This is a genomic window from Ectobacillus ponti, assembly GCF_024294785.1.
In the GTDB taxonomy this organism is placed as follows: Bacteria; Bacillota; Bacilli; order Bacillales; family Bacillaceae_G; genus Ectobacillus; species Ectobacillus ponti.
Window position 1 is genome coordinate 1 of sequence record NZ_JANCLT010000019.1, and the last position, 17,679, is coordinate 17,679.

The window sequence follows — 17,679 nt, forward strand, 5'->3', positions numbered from 1 at the left end:
TGTGGTCATGTGATGAAACAATACGCTGTGTAGTGGAACAAAACAGGGAGAAATGGAACAATCACAACCATCAAATTTCCGGCAGTGGAACAAAAAAATCAAAAAGTGAAACAATCTTTTTCAAAAATGAAACAAAAAAATCGAAAAATGAAACAATCACTTCAAGAAGTGAAACAATTCCTGCCGGGAGCTTTTCCTCTCCCCGCCATATATCAGCTCATTTCTCCAAAAGCGGCAAAAAAGAACCCCTTTCTGTTCATACAGAAGGGGAATTTTACTGTATAAAACAACAAACGCGCAACAGTGCATTCCATGCATTCTTTGCGCTGTTTTTGTCTAAAAGGAACCGGCCATTTGCCGATTAAGAGTGCTGAAACGTGGAGAAACTAAAGACATATGCAAAATAGTTGCAAAACATCCAAATGAGTATATAATTAAAGTCAAAGATAGTCAAAGTCAGTGGATACAGCACATACTGCTTCTTTCAACAAAACAAAATGAACTTGAACAGGCTGCAGTGTTCAGGTTGGAAAGGAGGAGAAACTGGTTCTTATATGTTTACCTGCGGTTCATATATTTATGACAGGAAGGTTGCAATATGAAGCCAGATAAGATGAGAAATATATCTGATATTATCGAACATTACTTAAAGCAGGTTATTGATGTCAGCGGGGATCATGTAGCTGAGATCAAACGAAACGAAATTGCTGACAAGTTTGACTGTGTGCCTTCGCAGATCAATTATGTGATTAATACAAGGTTCACTCTGGAACGGGGCTTCATTGTCGAAAGCAAGCGGGGCGGCGGCGGGTATATCCGCATCACGAAAGTGACACTTCATGATGAAGTGCACACAATTGACCAAATGATGAACCTTGTCAAGAATGCCATATCCCAAAGCAATGCGGAAAGCATGATCAGGCGGCTGGCTGAAGAACAGATCATTACTGTGCGGGAAGCAAAGCTTATGATGAGCGTCTTAGATCGGTCTGTGCTTCTGACAGATTTGCCGCATCGCGACGAACTGAGAGCGCGGATGCTGATGGCAATGCTGACGGCATTAAAATATAAGTAGTAGCGAAAGGACAGGGATGTATCATGATTTGTGAAGAGTGCAAAACAAGGCCGGCAACACTGCACTTCACAAAAATTGTGAACGGGGAAAAAACGGAGACGCATATTTGCGAGCAATGCGCCCAGGAGCAGGGTCATTCCGCAATGTTCTTTTCTTCGGGCAATAATTTCTCCTTCCACAATTTGTTGTCCGGTTTGTTGCATGCGGACCATTCGCAGTTTATAGAGAAGAAAGCAAATCAACCGGCAGCAGAATATACTATGCAATGCCCGCATTGTCATATGACCTATCAGCGTTTCTCCAAGCTGGGCAGATTTGGCTGTGCACGTTGCTATGAAACCTTCCAATCTCAGCTGAATCCGATTTTAAAGCGGCTGCATAGCGGCAATACTGTTCATCATGGAAAGATCCCGAAGCGCATGGGAGGAAATTTGCATCTGCGTAAAGAATTAGATGAGTTAAAACAGCAGCTGCTGCAATACATTCAGCAGGAAGAGTTTGAGAAGGCTGCTGAGGCGAGAGATACGATCCGCCAAATCGAGAAACAATTAAGTGATCATAGAAAGGAGGACTAATTCTATGTCACTGGACCGTATTATGAACCAGGCAATCAGCCCATGGATGAATGAGAATGGACCTGACTCTGATATTGTTTTGAGTACGCGTGTCCGCTTGGCCCGCAATCTGCAGGATTATACGTTCCCTACGCTTATCTCAGATGACGAGGCTGCGCGGGTCATTGAACTATTTGAAGAGAAGTTCGCCGGCCGGGAATTGTTTTCATTCGGCAGGCTCGAAATGCTGAAGATGGCAGGCATGCAGCCCATTCATCGGCGTGTTCTCGTCGAGAAGCATTTAATTAGTCCTGACTTGGCCGATACTCCTTTCGGGGCCTGTCTCTTATCAGAAAACGAACAAATTAGCATCATGATTAATGAAGAAGACCATGTGCGCATACAATGCTTATTCCCGGGGTTTCAATTATCAGAAGCTTTGGATGTAGCCAGCCGGACAGATGACTGGCTCGAGGGGCAGATTGAATTTGCCTTTAACGAAACAAGAGGATACTTAACAAGCTGCCCTACAAATGCAGGGACAGGGCTGCGCGCCTCCGTAATGATGCACCTTCCAGCTTTGGCGCTGACAAAGCAAATGAGGCGCATTATCCCGGCCATTAATCAGTTGGGCCTCGTTGTAAGGGGCATTTACGGGGAAGGCAGCGAAGCATTGGGCAACATCTTTCAGGTTTCCAATCAAATTACACTTGGAAAATCCGAACAGGATATTGTGGAGGATTTAAAAAGTGTAGTGAAGCAGCTGATTCAGCAGGAGCGGGGGGCACGGGAAGCGCTGCTGAAGACATCCAGCCTGCAGCTTGAGGATAAGGTATACCGCTCTTATGGTATCCTGGCCAACAGTAGATTAATTGAATCTGGAGAAGCTGCGGGATGCTTGTCGGACCTCCGCCTTGGCATTGATTTAGGATATATCAAGTCATTGTCAAAACATATTTTAACTGAATTAATGGTACTGATGCAGCCGGGTATTCTGCAGCAATATGCAGGTGGCCCGCTGCGCCCCGAAGAGCGGGATTACCGCCGGGCAGCATTAATTCGCGAAAGATTGTCGCTTGAACATAATAAAAATGAATGAGGAGGCTGATTCGTATGATGTTTGGAAGATTCACAGAGCGCGCACAGAAAGTGTTGGCTTTATCACAGGAAGAAGCAATCCGCATCGGTCATAATAATATTGGAACAGAACACATCTTACTCGGACTTGTACGCGAGGGGGAAGGCATAGCGGCAAAGGCACTGATTGCACTCGGCCTGAGCCCGGAGAAGATTCAGAAGGAAGTGGAGGCTCTCATTGGCCGGGGCACGGAGGGGACCCAGACAGTGCATTATACACCCCGCGCCAAAAAGGTCATTGAGCTGTCCATGGACGAAGCAAGAAAGCTGGGCCATTCCTATGTGGGAACAGAGCACATCCTGCTCGGGCTCATTCGTGAAGGCGAAGGAGTTGCGGCCCGTGTGCTGAACAACTTGGGTGTGAGCCTGAACAAAGCAAGACAACAGGTGCTGCAGCTGCTCGGAAGCAATGAAGCATCCTCCGGCCATCAGGGCGGGGCTGCCGCGAATGCCAATACACCGACATTGGATAGCCTGGCACGAGATTTGACTGCCATTGCCCGTGAAGGCCGCCTGGATCCGGTCATCGGGCGAAGCAAAGAGATTCAGCGCGTAATTGAAGTGTTGAGCCGCCGCACGAAAAACAATCCAGTGCTGATTGGTGAGCCTGGGGTTGGTAAAACGGCCATTGCTGAAGGCTTGGCACAGCAAATTATCAATAACGAGGTTCCGGAAACACTTCGCGATAAGCGCGTTATGACGCTGGATATGGGTACAGTGGTAGCCGGAACCAAGTACCGCGGTGAATTTGAAGACCGGCTGAAGAAGGTGATGGATGAGATTCGCCAGGCCGGGAATATCATTTTGTTCATTGATGAGCTGCATACCTTGATTGGCGCCGGCGGAGCGGAAGGGGCAATTGATGCCTCCAACATCCTGAAGCCGTCTCTGGCACGCGGCGAACTGCAATGTATCGGCGCGACAACACTGGATGAGTACCGCAAGTACATTGAAAAGGATGCTGCCTTGGAGCGCCGCTTCCAGCCAATTCAGGTGGATGAGCCAACATTGGATGAATCCATTCAAATTTTAAAAGGTCTTCGTGACCGTTATGAAGCACACCATCGTGTATCCATTACTGATGAATCCATTGACGCAGCGGTGAAGCTGGCGGACCGTTATATCACAGACCGCTTCCTGCCGGATAAGGCCATTGACTTGATTGACGAGGCAGCTTCCAAGGTGCGTCTCCGCTCCTACACTGCACCGCCAAACCTGAAGGAGCTGGAAGTGAAGCTGGAGGAAGTGCGCAAAGAGAAGGACGCGGCTGTACAGAGCCAGGAGTTTGAAAAGGCGGCATCCCTGCGCGACACAGAACAGCGCCTCCGCGAACAGCTGGAGGATACGAAGCGCCAATGGAAGGAAAAGCAGGGCAAAGAGAACTCTGAAGTGACCGTGGAGGATATTGCGAATGTTGTATCCACATGGACACGGATTCCTGTATCCAAGCTGGCACAGACAGAAACAGATAAGCTGTTGAACCTGGAAAATATTTTACATGACCGTCTCATCGGCCAGGAGGAAGCAGTTGTGGCAGTATCCAAAGCCGTACGCCGTGCGAGAGCAGGCTTGAAGGATCCGAAGCGTCCAATTGGCTCCTTCATCTTCCTCGGCCCGACAGGCGTTGGTAAAACAGAGCTGGCGCGCGCGTTGGCAGAGTCCATGTTCGGAGATGAAGATGCAATGATCCGCATTGATATGTCCGAGTACATGGAGAAGCACTCCACGTCCCGTCTGGTTGGTTCGCCTCCGGGCTATGTCGGCTATGAAGAAGGCGGACAATTGACTGAGAAGGTACGCCGTAAGCCATACTCTGTCATCCTGCTGGATGAAGTGGAGAAGGCGCATCCGGATGTATTCAACATTCTGCTGCAGGTGCTTGAGGATGGCCGTTTGACAGATTCCAAAGGCCGCACGGTTGACTTCCGCAATACAATCGTAATCATGACCTCCAACGTCGGGGCTGATGCCCTGAAGCGCAGCAAGCATATGGGCTTCAATGTGCAGGATGGCGACCGTCAATACACAGACATGAAGGGCAAGGTAATGGAAGAGCTGAAGAAGGCCTTCCGTCCGGAGTTCCTGAACCGTATTGATGAAATTATCGTCTTCCATCCGCTGGAGAAGAAGCATATCAAGGAAATCGTCAGCCTGATGGGCAATCAGCTGAAGAAGCGTCTTGTCGAGCAGGAAATCGACCTGGAGCTGACAGAAGCCGCGCTGGAGCAGCTGGCTGACAAAGGCTACGATGCCGAGTACGGTGCCCGTCCGCTTCGCAGAGCCATCCAGAAGCACGTGGAGGACCGTCTCTCCGAGGAGCTGCTGAAGGGAACAATTGAAAAAGGGCAGACTGTGATCTTCGATGCAGAAGGAGAAACATTTGTCATCCGCAGCGCTGAGAAGGTAAAATGATAGAAACAAAAAGGGGCTTGCATGAGGAGCCCCTTTTTGCATATGTGCTGATTTCGGATATGATAAGAGAAAGAATGAAATAGAAGTGAGGGACAGGATGGCCAAGAAGAAAACAAAGTTTGTCTGCCAAGAGTGCGGATACCATTCGCCAAAGTTTATGGGGAAATGTCCTGGCTGCGGTTCATGGAACACAATGGTAGAGGAAATAGAAGAAACTGCGTCCTCAAACAGGCTGGGCTTTGCAGCTGCGCTCACCGCAGAAGTCTCACAGCCGAGGCCCATTACGCAAGTGGAGACAAAGACAGAGGCCCGGATTGTAACAAAGTTCCAGGAGCTGAACCGGGTATTGGGCGGCGGCATTGTCGACGGTTCCCTCGTTCTGATCGGGGGCGACCCGGGAATCGGAAAATCCACGCTGCTGCTGCAGGTATCTTCACAGCTGGCAAACAGCGATTATAAGGTTTTATATATATCAGGCGAGGAGTCGGCCAAGCAAATTAAGCTGCGCGCGGACCGTCTGGATGTCACAAGCAACAATCTGTTTGTTTTGTCTGAGACGGACCTGCAGCGGATTGCCCGTTATATTGACGACATGCTGCCTTCTTTTGTTGTCATTGACTCCATCCAGACCATTCATCTGCCTGAAGTGACCTCTGCACCGGGCAGTGTTTCACAGGTGCGGGAATGTACGGCAGAGCTCATGAAGCTGGCAAAGATTAAGGGGATTCCTATTTTTATTGTAGGCCATGTTACAAAAGAGGGGGCCATCGCCGGTCCCCGTATGCTGGAGCATATGGTGGATGCCGTCCTCTACTTCGAAGGGGAGCGTCATCATACGTACCGGATTTTGCGTGCGGTAAAGAACCGTTTTGGTTCTACAAACGAAATTGGCATTTTTGAGATGAAGGAGTTGGGGCTGCAGGAGGTATTGAATCCATCAGAGATTTTCTTGGAAGAACGTCCGGTCGGGGTGGCGGGATCGACGGTTGTTGCCTCCATGGAGGGGACAAGGCCGGTTCTGGTGGAAATTCAATCCTTGATTTCACCTACAAGCTTCGGCAATCCGAGAAGGATGGCCACCGGATTGGATCACAATCGGGTATCCCTCATCATGGCTGTGCTGGAGAAGCGGGCCGGTATGCTGCTGCAGAACCAGGACGCCTATCTGAAGGTGGCTGGAGGGCTGAAGCTGGATGAGCCGGCAATTGACCTGGCAGTCGCTGTCAGCATCGCATCAAGCTTCAGAGATAAAGCCTCGGCGCCGACAGATGTCATGATTGGCGAGGTGGGCCTGACCGGCGAGGTGCGGCGGGTGTCCCGCATTGACCAGCGCGTGCAGGAGGCTGCCAAGCTGGGATTTAAAAGAGCGATTATTCCAAAGAAAAACCTGGGGGGCTGGACAATTCCGGAGGGGATTGAAGTCATTGGAGTTTCCAATATCGGAGAAGCGCTTCGATATACACTAGGAGGAACATCGTAAATGGAAGACAATAAGCAACGCCCAAAAAGCATCATTCAAATCTTACAGCTTGTCTCACCCGGCACACCGCTGCGGGAGGGCATTGATAATGTGCTGCGCGCGCAAACAGGCGGTCTGATTGTGCTCGGCTATAATGAACAAATTAAGGAGATTGTGGACGGCGGGTTTTACATTAATTGTGCTTTCTCGCCGGCCAGCCTCTACGAGCTGGCAAAGATGGATGGCGCCCTGATTCTAAATGAAACGGCCAGCAAAATTTTGTTTGCCAATGCCCAGCTGATGCCGGACTCCTCCATTGAATCAACGGAAACAGGGATGCGCCACCGGACCGCGGAGCGTGTCGCCAAGCAGACAGGCGGCTTGGTCATTGCCATTTCACAGCGCCGCAATGTGATTACACTGTACCATGGAAATATACGCTATACCTTAAAGGATATCGGCGTCATTTTGACAAAGGCAAACCAGGCCATTCAGACGCTGGAGAAATACAAAGCGGTCTGGAACGAAGGGATTACGCATCTTGGCGTACTGGAGTTTGAAGAGGGCGTCACACTGTCAGAGGTGCTGCACGTACTGCACAGCGTGGAAATGGTGCTGCGCATTAAGAATGAAATTTTCAATTACATACATGAACTCGGGACGGAAAGCCGGCTCATCCGGCTGCAAATGACAGAATTGTTGGCTGATTTGGAGGAAGAGGCCGCCTTGCTGATCAAGGATTATCACCGGGAAAAAACACAGGATCATTATCATATCCTCAAGAAGCTGCAGGAGCTTTCCAACATTGAGCTTTTGGAGGACCAGGATCTAACCAAGCTGCTTGGCTACTCCGGACAAACCAATCTGGAAGAGATTGTCATGCCAAGGGGTTACCGTATTCTTGGAAAGATTTCGCGGCTGCCTCCGCTTGTCATTGAGAACCTGATTGCCCGTTTCAAGAACCTGCAGGAAATCTGCCGGGCAACGATTGATGATCTGGATGAGGTTGAGGGAATCGGGGAAGTCCGGGCCAGAAAAATCCGGGATGGCCTGAAGCGGATTCAAGAGCACCTGTACATAAGCCGGCATAATTGATTTGTGAATTAGGAGACAGAATGGGATTGCGGTCTCCCAACATCTGCTAGATGTGGTATGATAGACGGGTGGGAAATAAAACCACAAGAAATCAGCTTGTTTATCCCGTGTTTTCAATCATGGCAGACTGTTCATAATGAGTAGGAGGTGGTTGCATGTTAAAACGACTTGTGCAGCTGTTCTTTTTAGCAGTAGGAGGAGCCTTGGGGATTGCATTCATTCCTCAGGTAGTGGATTTGCTGAATGTAAATTCGGTGGCATGGCTGGAGGAGTCCTATATTCGTGCCATTATTGGAGCAATTGTTTTGTTCGTTACCACATTTTGGCTCGTGGACTATATTGTTCATTTGATTAAGCATGTTGAGGAGTCCCTTGTAAAAGCACCTGTCACAGCTGTTTTATTCGGAAGTCTTGGCTTGATTTTTGGACTTATCTTTGCTTATTTAATTCTTATTCCGATCCGATTTATCAGTATTCAAGTCATTAGTACGGTGTTGCAAATCTTTGTAACTCTTTTGCTCGGCTACCTTGGATTTCAAGTCGGTTTCAAGAAACGGAATGAGCTCGTAGCACTATTTTCATTGCCGCAGCGTGTTGTAAAGCGAAAAAATAACAGCGGCGAGGAAATTGAGGTTGCCATTCCGGCGGCCAACATGAAAATTTTGGACACCAGCGTCATTATCGATGGGCGTATTGCCGATATCTGCCAGACAAGATTTCTTGAAGGAACCATTGTCATTCCGCAGTTTGTGCTGGAGGAGCTGCAGCATATCGCAGATTCATCAGACACACTGAAGCGAAACCGCGGCCGCCGCGGTTTGGATATCTTGAATCGGATCCAAAAAGAGCTGGCCATTCCGGTGGAGATTTATGAGGGAGATTTTGAAGACGTGCAGGAGGTCGACAGCAAGCTGGTCAAACTGGCCAAGGTGCTCAATGGGACTGTTGTCACAAACGATTTCAACCTCAATAAGGTATGTGAGCTGCAGGGGGTTCAAGTGCTGAATATCAATGATTTGGCCAATGCAATCAAACCGGTGGTTCTGCCTGGAGAAGAGCTCCGCGTCTATGTGGTAAAGGACGGGAAAGAGCATAACCAGGGTGTGGCGTACCTTGACGACGGCACCATGATTGTCGTGGAGGACGGCAGGGAATATATCGGCTCGCAGCTCGATGTGTTGGTGACAAGTGTACTGCAAACCTCTGCGGGAAGAATGATTTTTGCAAAACGCAAGCAGTTGGAGAAAGCATTATAGGAGCCTGACTATGAAATATACATTAGTAATTCCAGCGGCAGGACAGGGGAAACGGATGGGGGCAGGGAAGAATAAGCTGCTGCTGCCGGTTCGTTCCGTTCCGCTCATTATCCATACCTTGCGGGCTTTTGAACAGGATGCGCAATGCGAGAAGATTGTGCTGGTAATCAACCCGGAGGAGAAGGCTTTATTTGCACGGTTGCTGCAGGAATACAGGGTTCAAAAGCCGGTGCTGTTCGCCGCCGGCGGTGCAGAGCGTCAGGACAGTGTATATCAAGGCGTTTTAATGGCGGAGTCTGCGGAGTATATCCTGGTGCATGACGGCGCCCGCCCGTTCGTCACACAGCAGGTCATCGATGAGGTGCTGCATATGGCAATCGAATGCGGGGCTGCCACATGTGCGGTGCCTGTCAAGGATACCGTGAAAAGGGTGCAGGACGGCATGGCGGTGGAAACGATAGACCGCTCCAGTCTTTGGTCTGTCCAAACGCCGCAGGGCTTTCGCGCCGGGATTCTGCTGGCTGCCCATGAAGCGGCGAAGCAAGCGGCATTTCTTGGGACGGATGATGCCAGTCTGGTGGAGCGGATGGGAGAGCGGGTTGCGGTCACGCTTGGCAGCTATTACAACATAAAAGTGACGACTCCCGACGATTTGATTGTGGCGGAGAGTTTTTTGAACAACGCATAAGGAGGATACATCATGTTTCGAATCGGACAAGGCTTTGATGTCCATGCATTTGCAGAAGGGCGCCCGCTCATCATCGGCGGCATTACCATTCCGTACGAAAAGGGGCTTCTTGGCCATTCAGACGCTGACGTGCTGCTGCATACGATTGCGGATGCCTGCCTGGGCGCAATTGCCGCAGGAGACATCGGCAAGCATTTCCCTGATACAGACCCTGCCTTCAAGGACGCCGATTCGGCTGTCCTGCTGGAGCGGGTATGGGAGATCGTGAATGAGCATGGCTATGAGCTCGCCAATTTGGATTGCACCATTATTGCGCAGCGCCCGAAGATGGCGCCTCACATTGAAGCCATGCGGTCACGCATCAGCGAGCTGCTGGGAACCTCGGCAGAGAATGTGAATGTGAAGGCGACCACAACAGAAAAGCTGGGCTTTACAGGACGGGAAGAAGGAATTGCGGCTCAGGCTGTTGTTTTGTTGAAAAAAAGAGGCTAAACTGGACAAGGTATATATTTTAACGCGGAAGGTGTCATTTATGTCAAAACGAGTACGACTCCGGTATGCTCCGAGTCCAACGGGACATCTGCATATCGGCAACGCCAGAACGGCATTGTTCAATTATTTGTTTGCGAAGAATCAGGGCGGGGATTTTGTGATCCGCATTGAAGATACAGACTTGAAGCGCAATATTGCCGGCGGAGAAGAGAGCCAGCTGAAGAACCTGAGATGGCTGGGTGTCGAGTGGGATGAAAGCATCGACAAGCCGGGCGCATACGGCCCTTACCGCCAGACAGAGCGCCTGGATATTTATCAGCGCTATACAGATGAGCTGCTCGAGAAAGGCCTTGTTTATAAGTGCTATTGCACAGAGGAAGAGCTGGAGGCAGAGCGTGAAGCACTGCAGGAGCAGGGGGCGAACCCGCAATATTCCGGCAAGTGCCGCCATCTGACAGCAGAGCAGAAGGCAGCTTACGAGGCGGAAGGCCGTGTGCCAAGCATCCGCTTTATTGTGCCAAAGGGCAAGACATACACGTTCACAGACCTTGTAAAAGGGGCAATCTCCTTCGAGTCCGATGAAATGGGTGACTTTGTCATCGTGAAAAAGGACGGCATTCCGACTTACAACTATGCGGTTGTCGTGGATGACTATCTGATGGAAATTACGCATGTCCTGCGCGGGGAAGAGCATATTTCCAACACGCCGAAGCAGCTGATGATTTACGAAGTGTTCGGTTGGGAAGCACCGCAATTCGGCCATATGACGCTGATTGTGAACGAAAACCGCAAGAAGCTGAGCAAGCGTGATGAGTCTGTCATTCAGTTCATCCAGCAGTATGCGGACCTCGGCTACCTGCCTGAGGCCATGTTCAACTTCATCGGCCTGTTGGGCTGGTCTCCGGGCGGCGAGGAAGAGATTTTCACAAGCGGCCAATTCATTGAAATGTTTGATCCGGCGCGCTTGTCCAAGTCTCCGGCTGTCTTTGACACGCAGAAGCTGACATGGATGAACAACCAGTATATGAAGATGCAGAGCCTGGACCGTGTGGTTGAGGTATGCCTGCCTCATCTTGTGAAGGCCGGTCTTGTGAAGGAAGAAATGACGGAGCAGGAAGCAGCCTGGGTGCGTGACCTGGTGGACTTGTACCACGAGCAGCTCAGCTACGGTGCGGAAATCATTGAGCTGTCCCAGCTGTTCTTCCGGGATGAGGTTGTATTCGAGGAAGAGGCAAAGGACATCCTGGCAGAGGAGCAGGTGCCAGAGGTGCTGCGCGCCTTCCTGGCAGAAGTGGAAGCAGCGGAGCAGCTGACCGCAGAAGCGGCACAGGCCGCCCTGAAGGCCGTGCAGAAGCAGACGGGGCAAAAGGGCAAGAAGCTGTTCATGCCTGTCCGTGTGGCGACAACAGGCCAGACACATGGCCGTGACCTGCCGAAGTCTCTCGCTTTGCTTGGCAAGGAAAAAATTGCGGCCAGAATTCAGAGCGTAATTGGTTAACATTTTGCCGGGCTGTGTCATATAATAAGAACATTACGTATACGCATATCCAGAAAAAGCGACGAGAAGGAGAAGTAGCTGGACCCTTTCTTTTCAGAGAGAACCGCCTTGGGCTGTGAGCGGTTTAAGAGAGGTCCTGTGAAATGCGCCTTTGAGTCTTCTGCTGAACTCTAAGTAGGCAGAAGCGGCCACACGCCGTTACCGTGCATGAGTTGGGGCTCATCAGCCCAATCAGAGTGGAACCGCGCCAAAGGCGTCTCTGTCGTTGTACAGAGGCGTCTTTTTATTTTTCTTGAAATGAGAAGGGGGAACTGCCGTGCTGAAGCGGATGAAGGAGGACATTGAGGTTATTTTTGAGCAGGACCCGGCCGCCAGAACCTATATAGAGGTAATCCTGACGTATTCCGGGCTGCATGCGATCTGGGCTTATCGTGTGGCTCATGCATTTTATAAGCGGCGTTTCTTTTTTATCGCCCGGGCCATTTCCCAAATCAGCCGCTTTTTCACCGGTATTGAAATTCATCCGGGCGCAAAAATCGGCAGGCGCTTCTTCATCGACCATGGCATGGGAGTTGTAGTGGGGGAAACCTGCGAAATTGGCGATAATGTTACTATCTATCAGGGTGTGACACTTGGGGGGACCGGCAAGGAAAAAGGAAAGCGGCATCCGACAATTAAAGATAATGTGTTAATCGCAACCGGCGCCAAGGTGCTTGGCTCCATTACAGTAGGCGAGAATTCCAAAGTTGGTGCAGGCTCTGTTGTGCTGAAGGAGGTTCCGCCAAACTCCACAGTGGTAGGAATTCCGGGCAAGGTTGTGATCCAGAATGGAATTAAGGTGGCGCAGCGGGACCTTGATCACTGTAACCTCCCGGATCCGGTGGCTGATAAGCTTCGGGTCATGGAACTGGAAATTCAGCAGCTCAAGGAGCAATTGAAGGATGTAAAGGAAGGGAAGGATTCAAATGACTATTTATCTCTATAACACCTTAAGCCGTAAAAAGGAGAAGTTCGTGCCGCTTGAAGAGGGCAAGGTCAAGATGTATGTGTGTGGACCGACCGTGTATAACTATATCCATATCGGAAATGCCCGTCCGGCCATTGTGTTCGATACAGTGCGCCGTTACCTCGAATATAAGGGCTATGAGGTGCGGTATGTGTCCAATTTTACAGATGTGGACGATAAGCTCATCAAGGCCGCCAATCAACTGGGGGAAGAAGTGCCGGTGATTGCGGAGCGCTTCATCAATGCCTACTTTGAGGACGTGACAGCGCTGGGCTGCCGCCATGCCGATGTGCATCCGCGGGTCACGGAGAGCATGGATATTATCATTGATTTTATCGCACAGCTGATTGACAAGGGCTTTGCCTATGAGTCCGGCGGCGATGTGTATTACAGAACAAAGGAATTTAAAGAGTACGGCAAGCTGTCCCACCAGTCGATTGCCGAGCTGCGCCACGGTGCCCGCATTGAAGTCGATGAAAGAAAGCAAGATCCGCTCGACTTCGTGCTTTGGAAGGCGGCGAAGGAAGGCGAGATTTTCTGGGAGAGCCCATGGGGCAAGGGGCGTCCGGGCTGGCATATCGAGTGCTCTGCCATGGCGAAGAAATATCTGGGTGATACCATTGATATCCATGCTGGCGGACAGGATTTGGCCTTCCCGCACCATGAAAATGAAATTGCGCAGTCTGAAGCGCTGAACGGTAAGACATTTGCGAACTATTGGATGCATAACGGCTATATCAACATCGACAATGAGAAGATGTCCAAATCATTGGGGAACTTCATCCTGGTGCATGATATCATCAAGCAATATGATCCGCAGCTGATTCGTTTCTTCATGCTGTCCGTGCACTACCGCCATCCGATCAACTTCAGCGAAGAGCTGCTGCAGAGCACGCAAAAAGGGCTGGAGCGCATCCGCAATGCGTATGAGAACCTGAAGCACCGCATGGAAAGCAGCACGAACCTGACGGATGAAGACCAGAAGTGGCTGTCTGAGCTGCAGGCCTTCCGTCCGGCTTTCGAAAAAGCAATGGATGATGATTTTAATACGGCAAATGCGGTAACGGAGCTGTACAATTTGGCAAACCACGCCAATCAGTACCTGCTGGAGCAGCATACATCCGCAGCCGTCATTGAAGCATACATGAAGGAGTTTGACGCCTTATTCGGTGTCCTCGGCCTTGATGTGATGAAGTCCGAAGAGCTGCTGGATGAGGAGATTGAAGCGATGATTGAGCAGCGCGTGCAAGCCCGTAAAAACCGGGATTTTGCTTTGGCAGACCAAATCCGCGATGAGCTGAAGGCGCGCAACATCATTCTGGAGGACACAGCGCAGGGCGTACGCTGGAAACGAGGATGAGTATGATTGACCCGAAGCAGCTGAACAGTTTAGCTTTGGCATACATGGGTGATGCTGTGTATGAGCAGCAGGTGCGGCATCACCTGCTGTCACTGGGGACGGTGCGGCCGAATCAGCTGCACCGCCTCAGCACCCAGTATGTGTCGGCAAAGGCGCAGGCGAAAATCGTGCGCGCCTGGCTGGAGACGGACATGCTGACAGAAGAGGAAAGAGCCGTGGTGATGCGGGGACGCAACGCCAAATCAGGCTCGGTGCCAAAGAACACAGATGTGCAAACATACCGGTATGGGACAGCTTTTGAAGCTCTGATCGGCTATCATTATCTGTCGCACCATGAAGAGCGGCTGCAGCAGCTGATGACTGCAGCCATTGCAGTCATAGAACAACAGGAAGAAGGAATCAAGCAATGAGCCAGGAATATATTATCGGCAGAAATCCTGTCATCGAGGCGCTTAGGTCCGGACGGGATATTAATAAAATATGGGTGGCGGAAGGGGCGGCCAAGGGGCAGATTCAGGTTGTCCTGCAGCTGGCGAAGGAAAATGGCGTCATCATCCAGCAGTCTCCGAAGAAGAAGCTGGACCAGATGGTGGAGGGCAACCATCAGGGAGTCATTGCCCAGGTGGCAGCCTATCAGTACGCAGAGCTGGACGATCTGTTCCGCGTGGCAGAGGAACGGAATGAAGCGCCATTTTTCCTGCTGCTGGATGAAATCGAAGATCCGCACAATCTGGGGTCCATCATGCGGACGGCGGATGCAGCAGGTGCCCATGGCATCATCATTCCAAAGCGCCGGGCAGTTGGCCTGACGGCAACGGTTGCGAAGTCTTCCACGGGTGCGATTGAATACATCCCGGTCGTGCGCGTGACGAACATGGTCCGCACCATGGAGGAATTGAAGGAGCGCGGCGTATGGATTGCCGGAACCGATGCAAAGGGGAAGGATGACTACCGCAACCTGGATGGCATGATGCCAATCGGACTTGTCATCGGCAGCGAGGGACGCGGCATGAGCCGTCTTGTGCGTGATACATGCGACTTCCTTGTGCAGCTTCCAATGGCCGGCAAGGTCACATCCTTAAATGCTTCTGTAGCGGCAAGCCTGCTTATGTATGAGGTATATCGAAAGCGCCATCCGCTCGGGTGAGCCGGCATGAAGGAAATCCTGGTTGTTGACGGCTACAATATTATTGGAGCTTGGGCGGATTTGCGGAAGCTGAAGGACAATGACCTGCAGGCGGCGCGCGACCTGCTGATTGATAAGATGGCGGAATATCAAGGGTACACCGGCACGCGCGTCATTATCGTATTTGACGCCCATTATGTGCAGGGCACGGAGAAGAAGCTGAAGCAGGCCAAGGTTGAGGTGATTTTCACCCGGAAGAACCAGACGGCGGATGAGCGGATTGAACAGCTGGCCATTGAACTGCGGAGCATTGATACCCGCATCCATGTGGCAACATCTGATTTTACAGAGCAGTGGGTGATTTTTGGACAAGGCGCTTTGCGCAAGTCCGCCCGGGAGCTGGAGATTGAAGTGCAGTCGATGGAAGGGCAGGTCCGGAGCAATATTCGCGAGAAGAATGAGCAAAAGCCGGCCTTTCGTTCGCTGTTCAGTAAAGAAGTTACAGAAAAATTAGAAAAATTAAGGCGGGGAGAGCGTTAAGCCATTGACGCTCTTTTTGTCATTACTGTATAATATTTCTATCTTAGCAGCGGTCGGGGTGATGAGAGTGGAAGCAGACATCTTAAACGAAAGCGGCATGAAATACCTGGGTCTTGAGGACGAAGAGATTGTAGAATTAGTGAAGCAAGGACAGAATGAAGCGCTGGAATACTTGATTCATAAGTATAAGAACTTCGTTCGGGCAAAATCGAGATCGTATTTTCTTGTCGGCGCAGACCGGGAGGATATTGTGCAGGAAGGAATGATCGGGCTTTTTAAGGCGATACGCGATTATAAAGAGGACAAGCTGTCTTCCTTCAAGGCCTTTGCGGAGCTCTGCATTACGCGCCAGATCATCACAGCGATTAAAACAGCAACAAGACAGAAGCATATTCCGCTGAACTCGTATGTATCATTGGACAAGCCTATTTATGATGAGGAGTCTGACCGTACCCTTTTGGATGTCATTTCAGAAACAAAGGTGATGGATCCGGAGGAAATGATTATCAACCAAGAGGAATATGTCGACATCGAGCTCAAAATTTCAGAATTATTGAGCGATTTGGAAAGAAAGGTTCTTTCCTTGTACCTGGATGGGCGCTCCTACCAGGAGATTTCCGAGCAGCTGAACCGCCATGTCAAGTCCATCGACAATGCCCTGCAGCGCGTCAAGCGCAAGCTCGAGCGCTACGTTGAAATGAGGGAAAGTACAGCCTTAGCGTGAGGATGAGGTGCCTGAAGGCATCTCATTTTTTATCCGCGCATGACCTCTCATTGACAGTCTCTTTTTAAATATGTTACATTTTTAAAGACATAGTGCTCAGAGGCTGGTGTAAACAATGACCAAAAAAGTTGTGCTCGCATGCTCGGAATGCAACAGCAGAAACTACTCCACTACGAAGAGTACAAGCAATCACGAGCGCTTGGAAACGAAAAAATTTTGCAAGGTTTGCAATGAACATACAATGCACAGAGAAACAAAATAATACTCTCGACTCACACTGGAGGTTCCGTACATGCGTTTGACTGACTTTTTCCGCAACGTCGCACGCGAAATGAAAAAAGTAAGCTGGCCGAAGCGAGGCGAATTGTTCCGCTCCACTCTTACTGTTATTGCGACAGTTGCCTTCTTTGCTGTTTTCTTCGCAGTGCTTGACTTGGGCATTTCCTCATTAATTCGCCTAATTCTTGAATAAGAAGCACTTTTCCATGATATAATGATAGCTATACAGACTACTGTGTTGAAAACCCGGTCCACGGGTTTTTTAATTTGCGTAAAAACAGGGAGGGAAGGACGTTCGTCCTACATGATGGAAAAACGTTGGTATGTAGTACATACGTACTCAGGATATGAAAACAAGGTAAAAACAAACTTAGAGAAACGTGTCGAGTCCATGGGCATGCAAGATAAAATCTTCCGCGTCGTAGTGCCGGAGGAAACAGAAGTGGAAATGAAGAATGGCAAGGAAAAGCTGACAAAGCGCAAGGTATTCCCTGGCTATGTCATCGTAGAGCTCGTCATGACAGACGATTCCTGGTATGTAGTGCGTAATACACCAGGTGTAACAGGCTTCGTAGGCTCTGCCGGCTCCGGCTCCAAGCCGACTCCGCTGCTGGAGGAGGAAGTGGCTGTTATCCTGAAGCGCATGGGCGTGGAAACAGACAAGGTGGACTTCGACTTCGAACTGCGTGAAACAGTGCGCGTGAAGGAAGGTCCATTTGCGAACTATACAGGCGCCATCGAAGAGATCGACATGGAGAAGCAGAAGGTGAAGGTGCTCGTTGACATGTTCGGCCGCGAGACGCCAGTTGAGCTTGATTTTGCCCAGGTTGAAAAATTATAAACGAATAACTTGAAATGAAATGTAAAAAGTGATAATATCTTTTAGGTCAGTATGTCTTCAGTATTGAGGGCAACTTACCAAAGGCTTGTATCTCATTGCAGATAGAAGAAGAGTGGGAGGGCAGACAGCCCATTTAC

20 protein-coding genes and 1 other annotated feature are annotated in these 17,679 nt (G+C 50.2%); all 20 genes read left to right on the forward strand.

Annotated features, from left to right (window positions below; translation table 11 throughout):
* Positions 1-365: hypothetical protein (locus tag NK662_RS21380; RefSeq protein ID WP_254761010.1), on the forward strand; the 365-nt coding region annotated here is incomplete at its 5' end.
* Positions 366-613: 248 nt separating this feature from the next.
* The gene (locus NK662_RS21385; protein ID WP_254761078.1) at positions 614-1,075 is read left to right on the forward strand and encodes a CtsR family transcriptional regulator; all 462 of its coding nucleotides are present in this window, start codon (positions 614-616) and stop codon (positions 1,073-1,075) included.
* Positions 1,076-1,098: 23 nt separating this feature from the next.
* Positions 1,099-1,650, forward strand: coding sequence for a protein-arginine kinase activator protein McsA (mcsA, locus tag NK662_RS21390; protein ID WP_254761011.1), 552 nt, complete (start codon positions 1,099-1,101; stop codon positions 1,648-1,650).
* A gap of 4 nt (positions 1,651-1,654) precedes the next feature.
* The gene (gene mcsB / locus NK662_RS21395; RefSeq protein WP_254761012.1) at positions 1,655-2,728 is read left to right on the forward strand and encodes a protein-arginine kinase McsB; all 1,074 of its coding nucleotides are present in this window, start codon (positions 1,655-1,657) and stop codon (positions 2,726-2,728) included.
* Positions 2,729-2,742: 14 nt separating this feature from the next.
* Positions 2,743-5,178, forward strand: coding sequence for an ATP-dependent protease ATP-binding subunit ClpC (clpC, locus tag NK662_RS21400; RefSeq protein ID WP_254761013.1), 2,436 nt, complete (start codon positions 2,743-2,745; stop codon positions 5,176-5,178).
* A 97-nt stretch (positions 5,179-5,275) separates the two neighbouring features.
* Positions 5,276-6,658, forward strand: a complete 1,383-nt coding sequence (gene radA, locus NK662_RS21405) for a DNA repair protein RadA (protein ID WP_254761014.1) — start codon at positions 5,276-5,278, stop codon at positions 6,656-6,658.
* Positions 6,659-7,732, forward strand: a complete 1,074-nt coding sequence (disA, locus tag NK662_RS21410) for a DNA integrity scanning diadenylate cyclase DisA (protein ID WP_254761015.1) — start codon at positions 6,659-6,661, stop codon at positions 7,730-7,732.
* Positions 7,733-7,887: 155 nt separating this feature from the next.
* Positions 7,888-8,988, forward strand: a complete 1,101-nt coding sequence (locus NK662_RS21415) for a PIN/TRAM domain-containing protein (RefSeq protein WP_254761016.1) — start codon at positions 7,888-7,890, stop codon at positions 8,986-8,988.
* Positions 8,989-8,998: 10 nt separating this feature from the next.
* On the forward strand, positions 8,999-9,676 hold the full coding sequence (gene ispD / locus NK662_RS21420; protein WP_254761017.1) for a 2-C-methyl-D-erythritol 4-phosphate cytidylyltransferase: 678 nt from the start codon (positions 8,999-9,001) through the stop codon (positions 9,674-9,676).
* Positions 9,677-9,688: 12 nt separating this feature from the next.
* Positions 9,689-10,168, forward strand: a complete 480-nt coding sequence (ispF, locus tag NK662_RS21425; protein ID WP_254761018.1) for a 2-C-methyl-D-erythritol 2,4-cyclodiphosphate synthase — start codon at positions 9,689-9,691, stop codon at positions 10,166-10,168.
* Between the two features lie 40 nt (positions 10,169-10,208).
* Entirely contained in the window at positions 10,209-11,666 is a 1,458-nt protein-coding gene (gene gltX, locus NK662_RS21430) for a glutamate--tRNA ligase (RefSeq protein ID WP_254761019.1), read from the forward strand.
* 52 nt (positions 11,667-11,718) lie between these two features.
* Positions 11,719-11,930: a binding site (T-box leader), on the forward strand.
* A gap of 52 nt (positions 11,931-11,982) precedes the next feature.
* Positions 11,983-12,651: a serine O-acetyltransferase gene (gene cysE, locus NK662_RS21435; protein WP_254761020.1), complete on the forward strand. Its 669-nt coding sequence runs from the start codon at positions 11,983-11,985 to the stop codon at positions 12,649-12,651.
* Positions 12,632-14,032 (forward strand): cysteine--tRNA ligase, encoded by a 1,401-nt coding sequence (gene cysS / locus NK662_RS21440; protein WP_254761021.1) that lies wholly within the window; start codon positions 12,632-12,634, stop codon positions 14,030-14,032. The genes cysE and cysS overlap by 20 nt, the downstream gene beginning before the upstream one ends.
* Before the next feature lie 2 nt (positions 14,033-14,034).
* Positions 14,035-14,442, forward strand: coding sequence for a Mini-ribonuclease 3 (locus NK662_RS21445; protein WP_254761022.1), 408 nt, complete (start codon positions 14,035-14,037; stop codon positions 14,440-14,442).
* Positions 14,439-15,179: a 23S rRNA (guanosine(2251)-2'-O)-methyltransferase RlmB gene (gene rlmB / locus NK662_RS21450; RefSeq protein WP_254761023.1), complete on the forward strand. Its 741-nt coding sequence runs from the start codon at positions 14,439-14,441 to the stop codon at positions 15,177-15,179. The genes NK662_RS21445 and rlmB overlap by 4 nt, the downstream gene beginning before the upstream one ends.
* A gap of 6 nt (positions 15,180-15,185) precedes the next feature.
* On the forward strand, positions 15,186-15,698 hold the full coding sequence (locus NK662_RS21455) for an NYN domain-containing protein (protein WP_254761024.1): 513 nt from the start codon (positions 15,186-15,188) through the stop codon (positions 15,696-15,698).
* 61 nt (positions 15,699-15,759) lie between these two features.
* Entirely contained in the window at positions 15,760-16,422 is a 663-nt protein-coding gene (locus NK662_RS21460) for an RNA polymerase factor sigma-70 (RefSeq protein WP_254761025.1), read from the forward strand.
* A gap of 115 nt (positions 16,423-16,537) precedes the next feature.
* A complete protein-coding gene (rpmG, locus tag NK662_RS21465) occupies positions 16,538-16,684 on the forward strand; it encodes a 50S ribosomal protein L33 (RefSeq protein ID WP_254761026.1) in 147 nt (48 codons plus the stop codon).
* 30 nt (positions 16,685-16,714) lie between these two features.
* Positions 16,715-16,894 carry a preprotein translocase subunit SecE gene (secE, locus tag NK662_RS21470; RefSeq protein WP_254761027.1) on the forward strand — a complete coding sequence of 60 codons (180 nt, stop codon included), beginning with the start codon at positions 16,715-16,717 and terminating at the stop codon, positions 16,892-16,894.
* A gap of 114 nt (positions 16,895-17,008) precedes the next feature.
* Complete coding sequence (nusG, locus tag NK662_RS21475) at positions 17,009-17,542, forward strand: transcription termination/antitermination protein NusG (protein ID WP_254761079.1); 534 nt, start codon at positions 17,009-17,011, stop codon at positions 17,540-17,542.
* Positions 17,543-17,679: the final 137 nt, after the last annotated feature.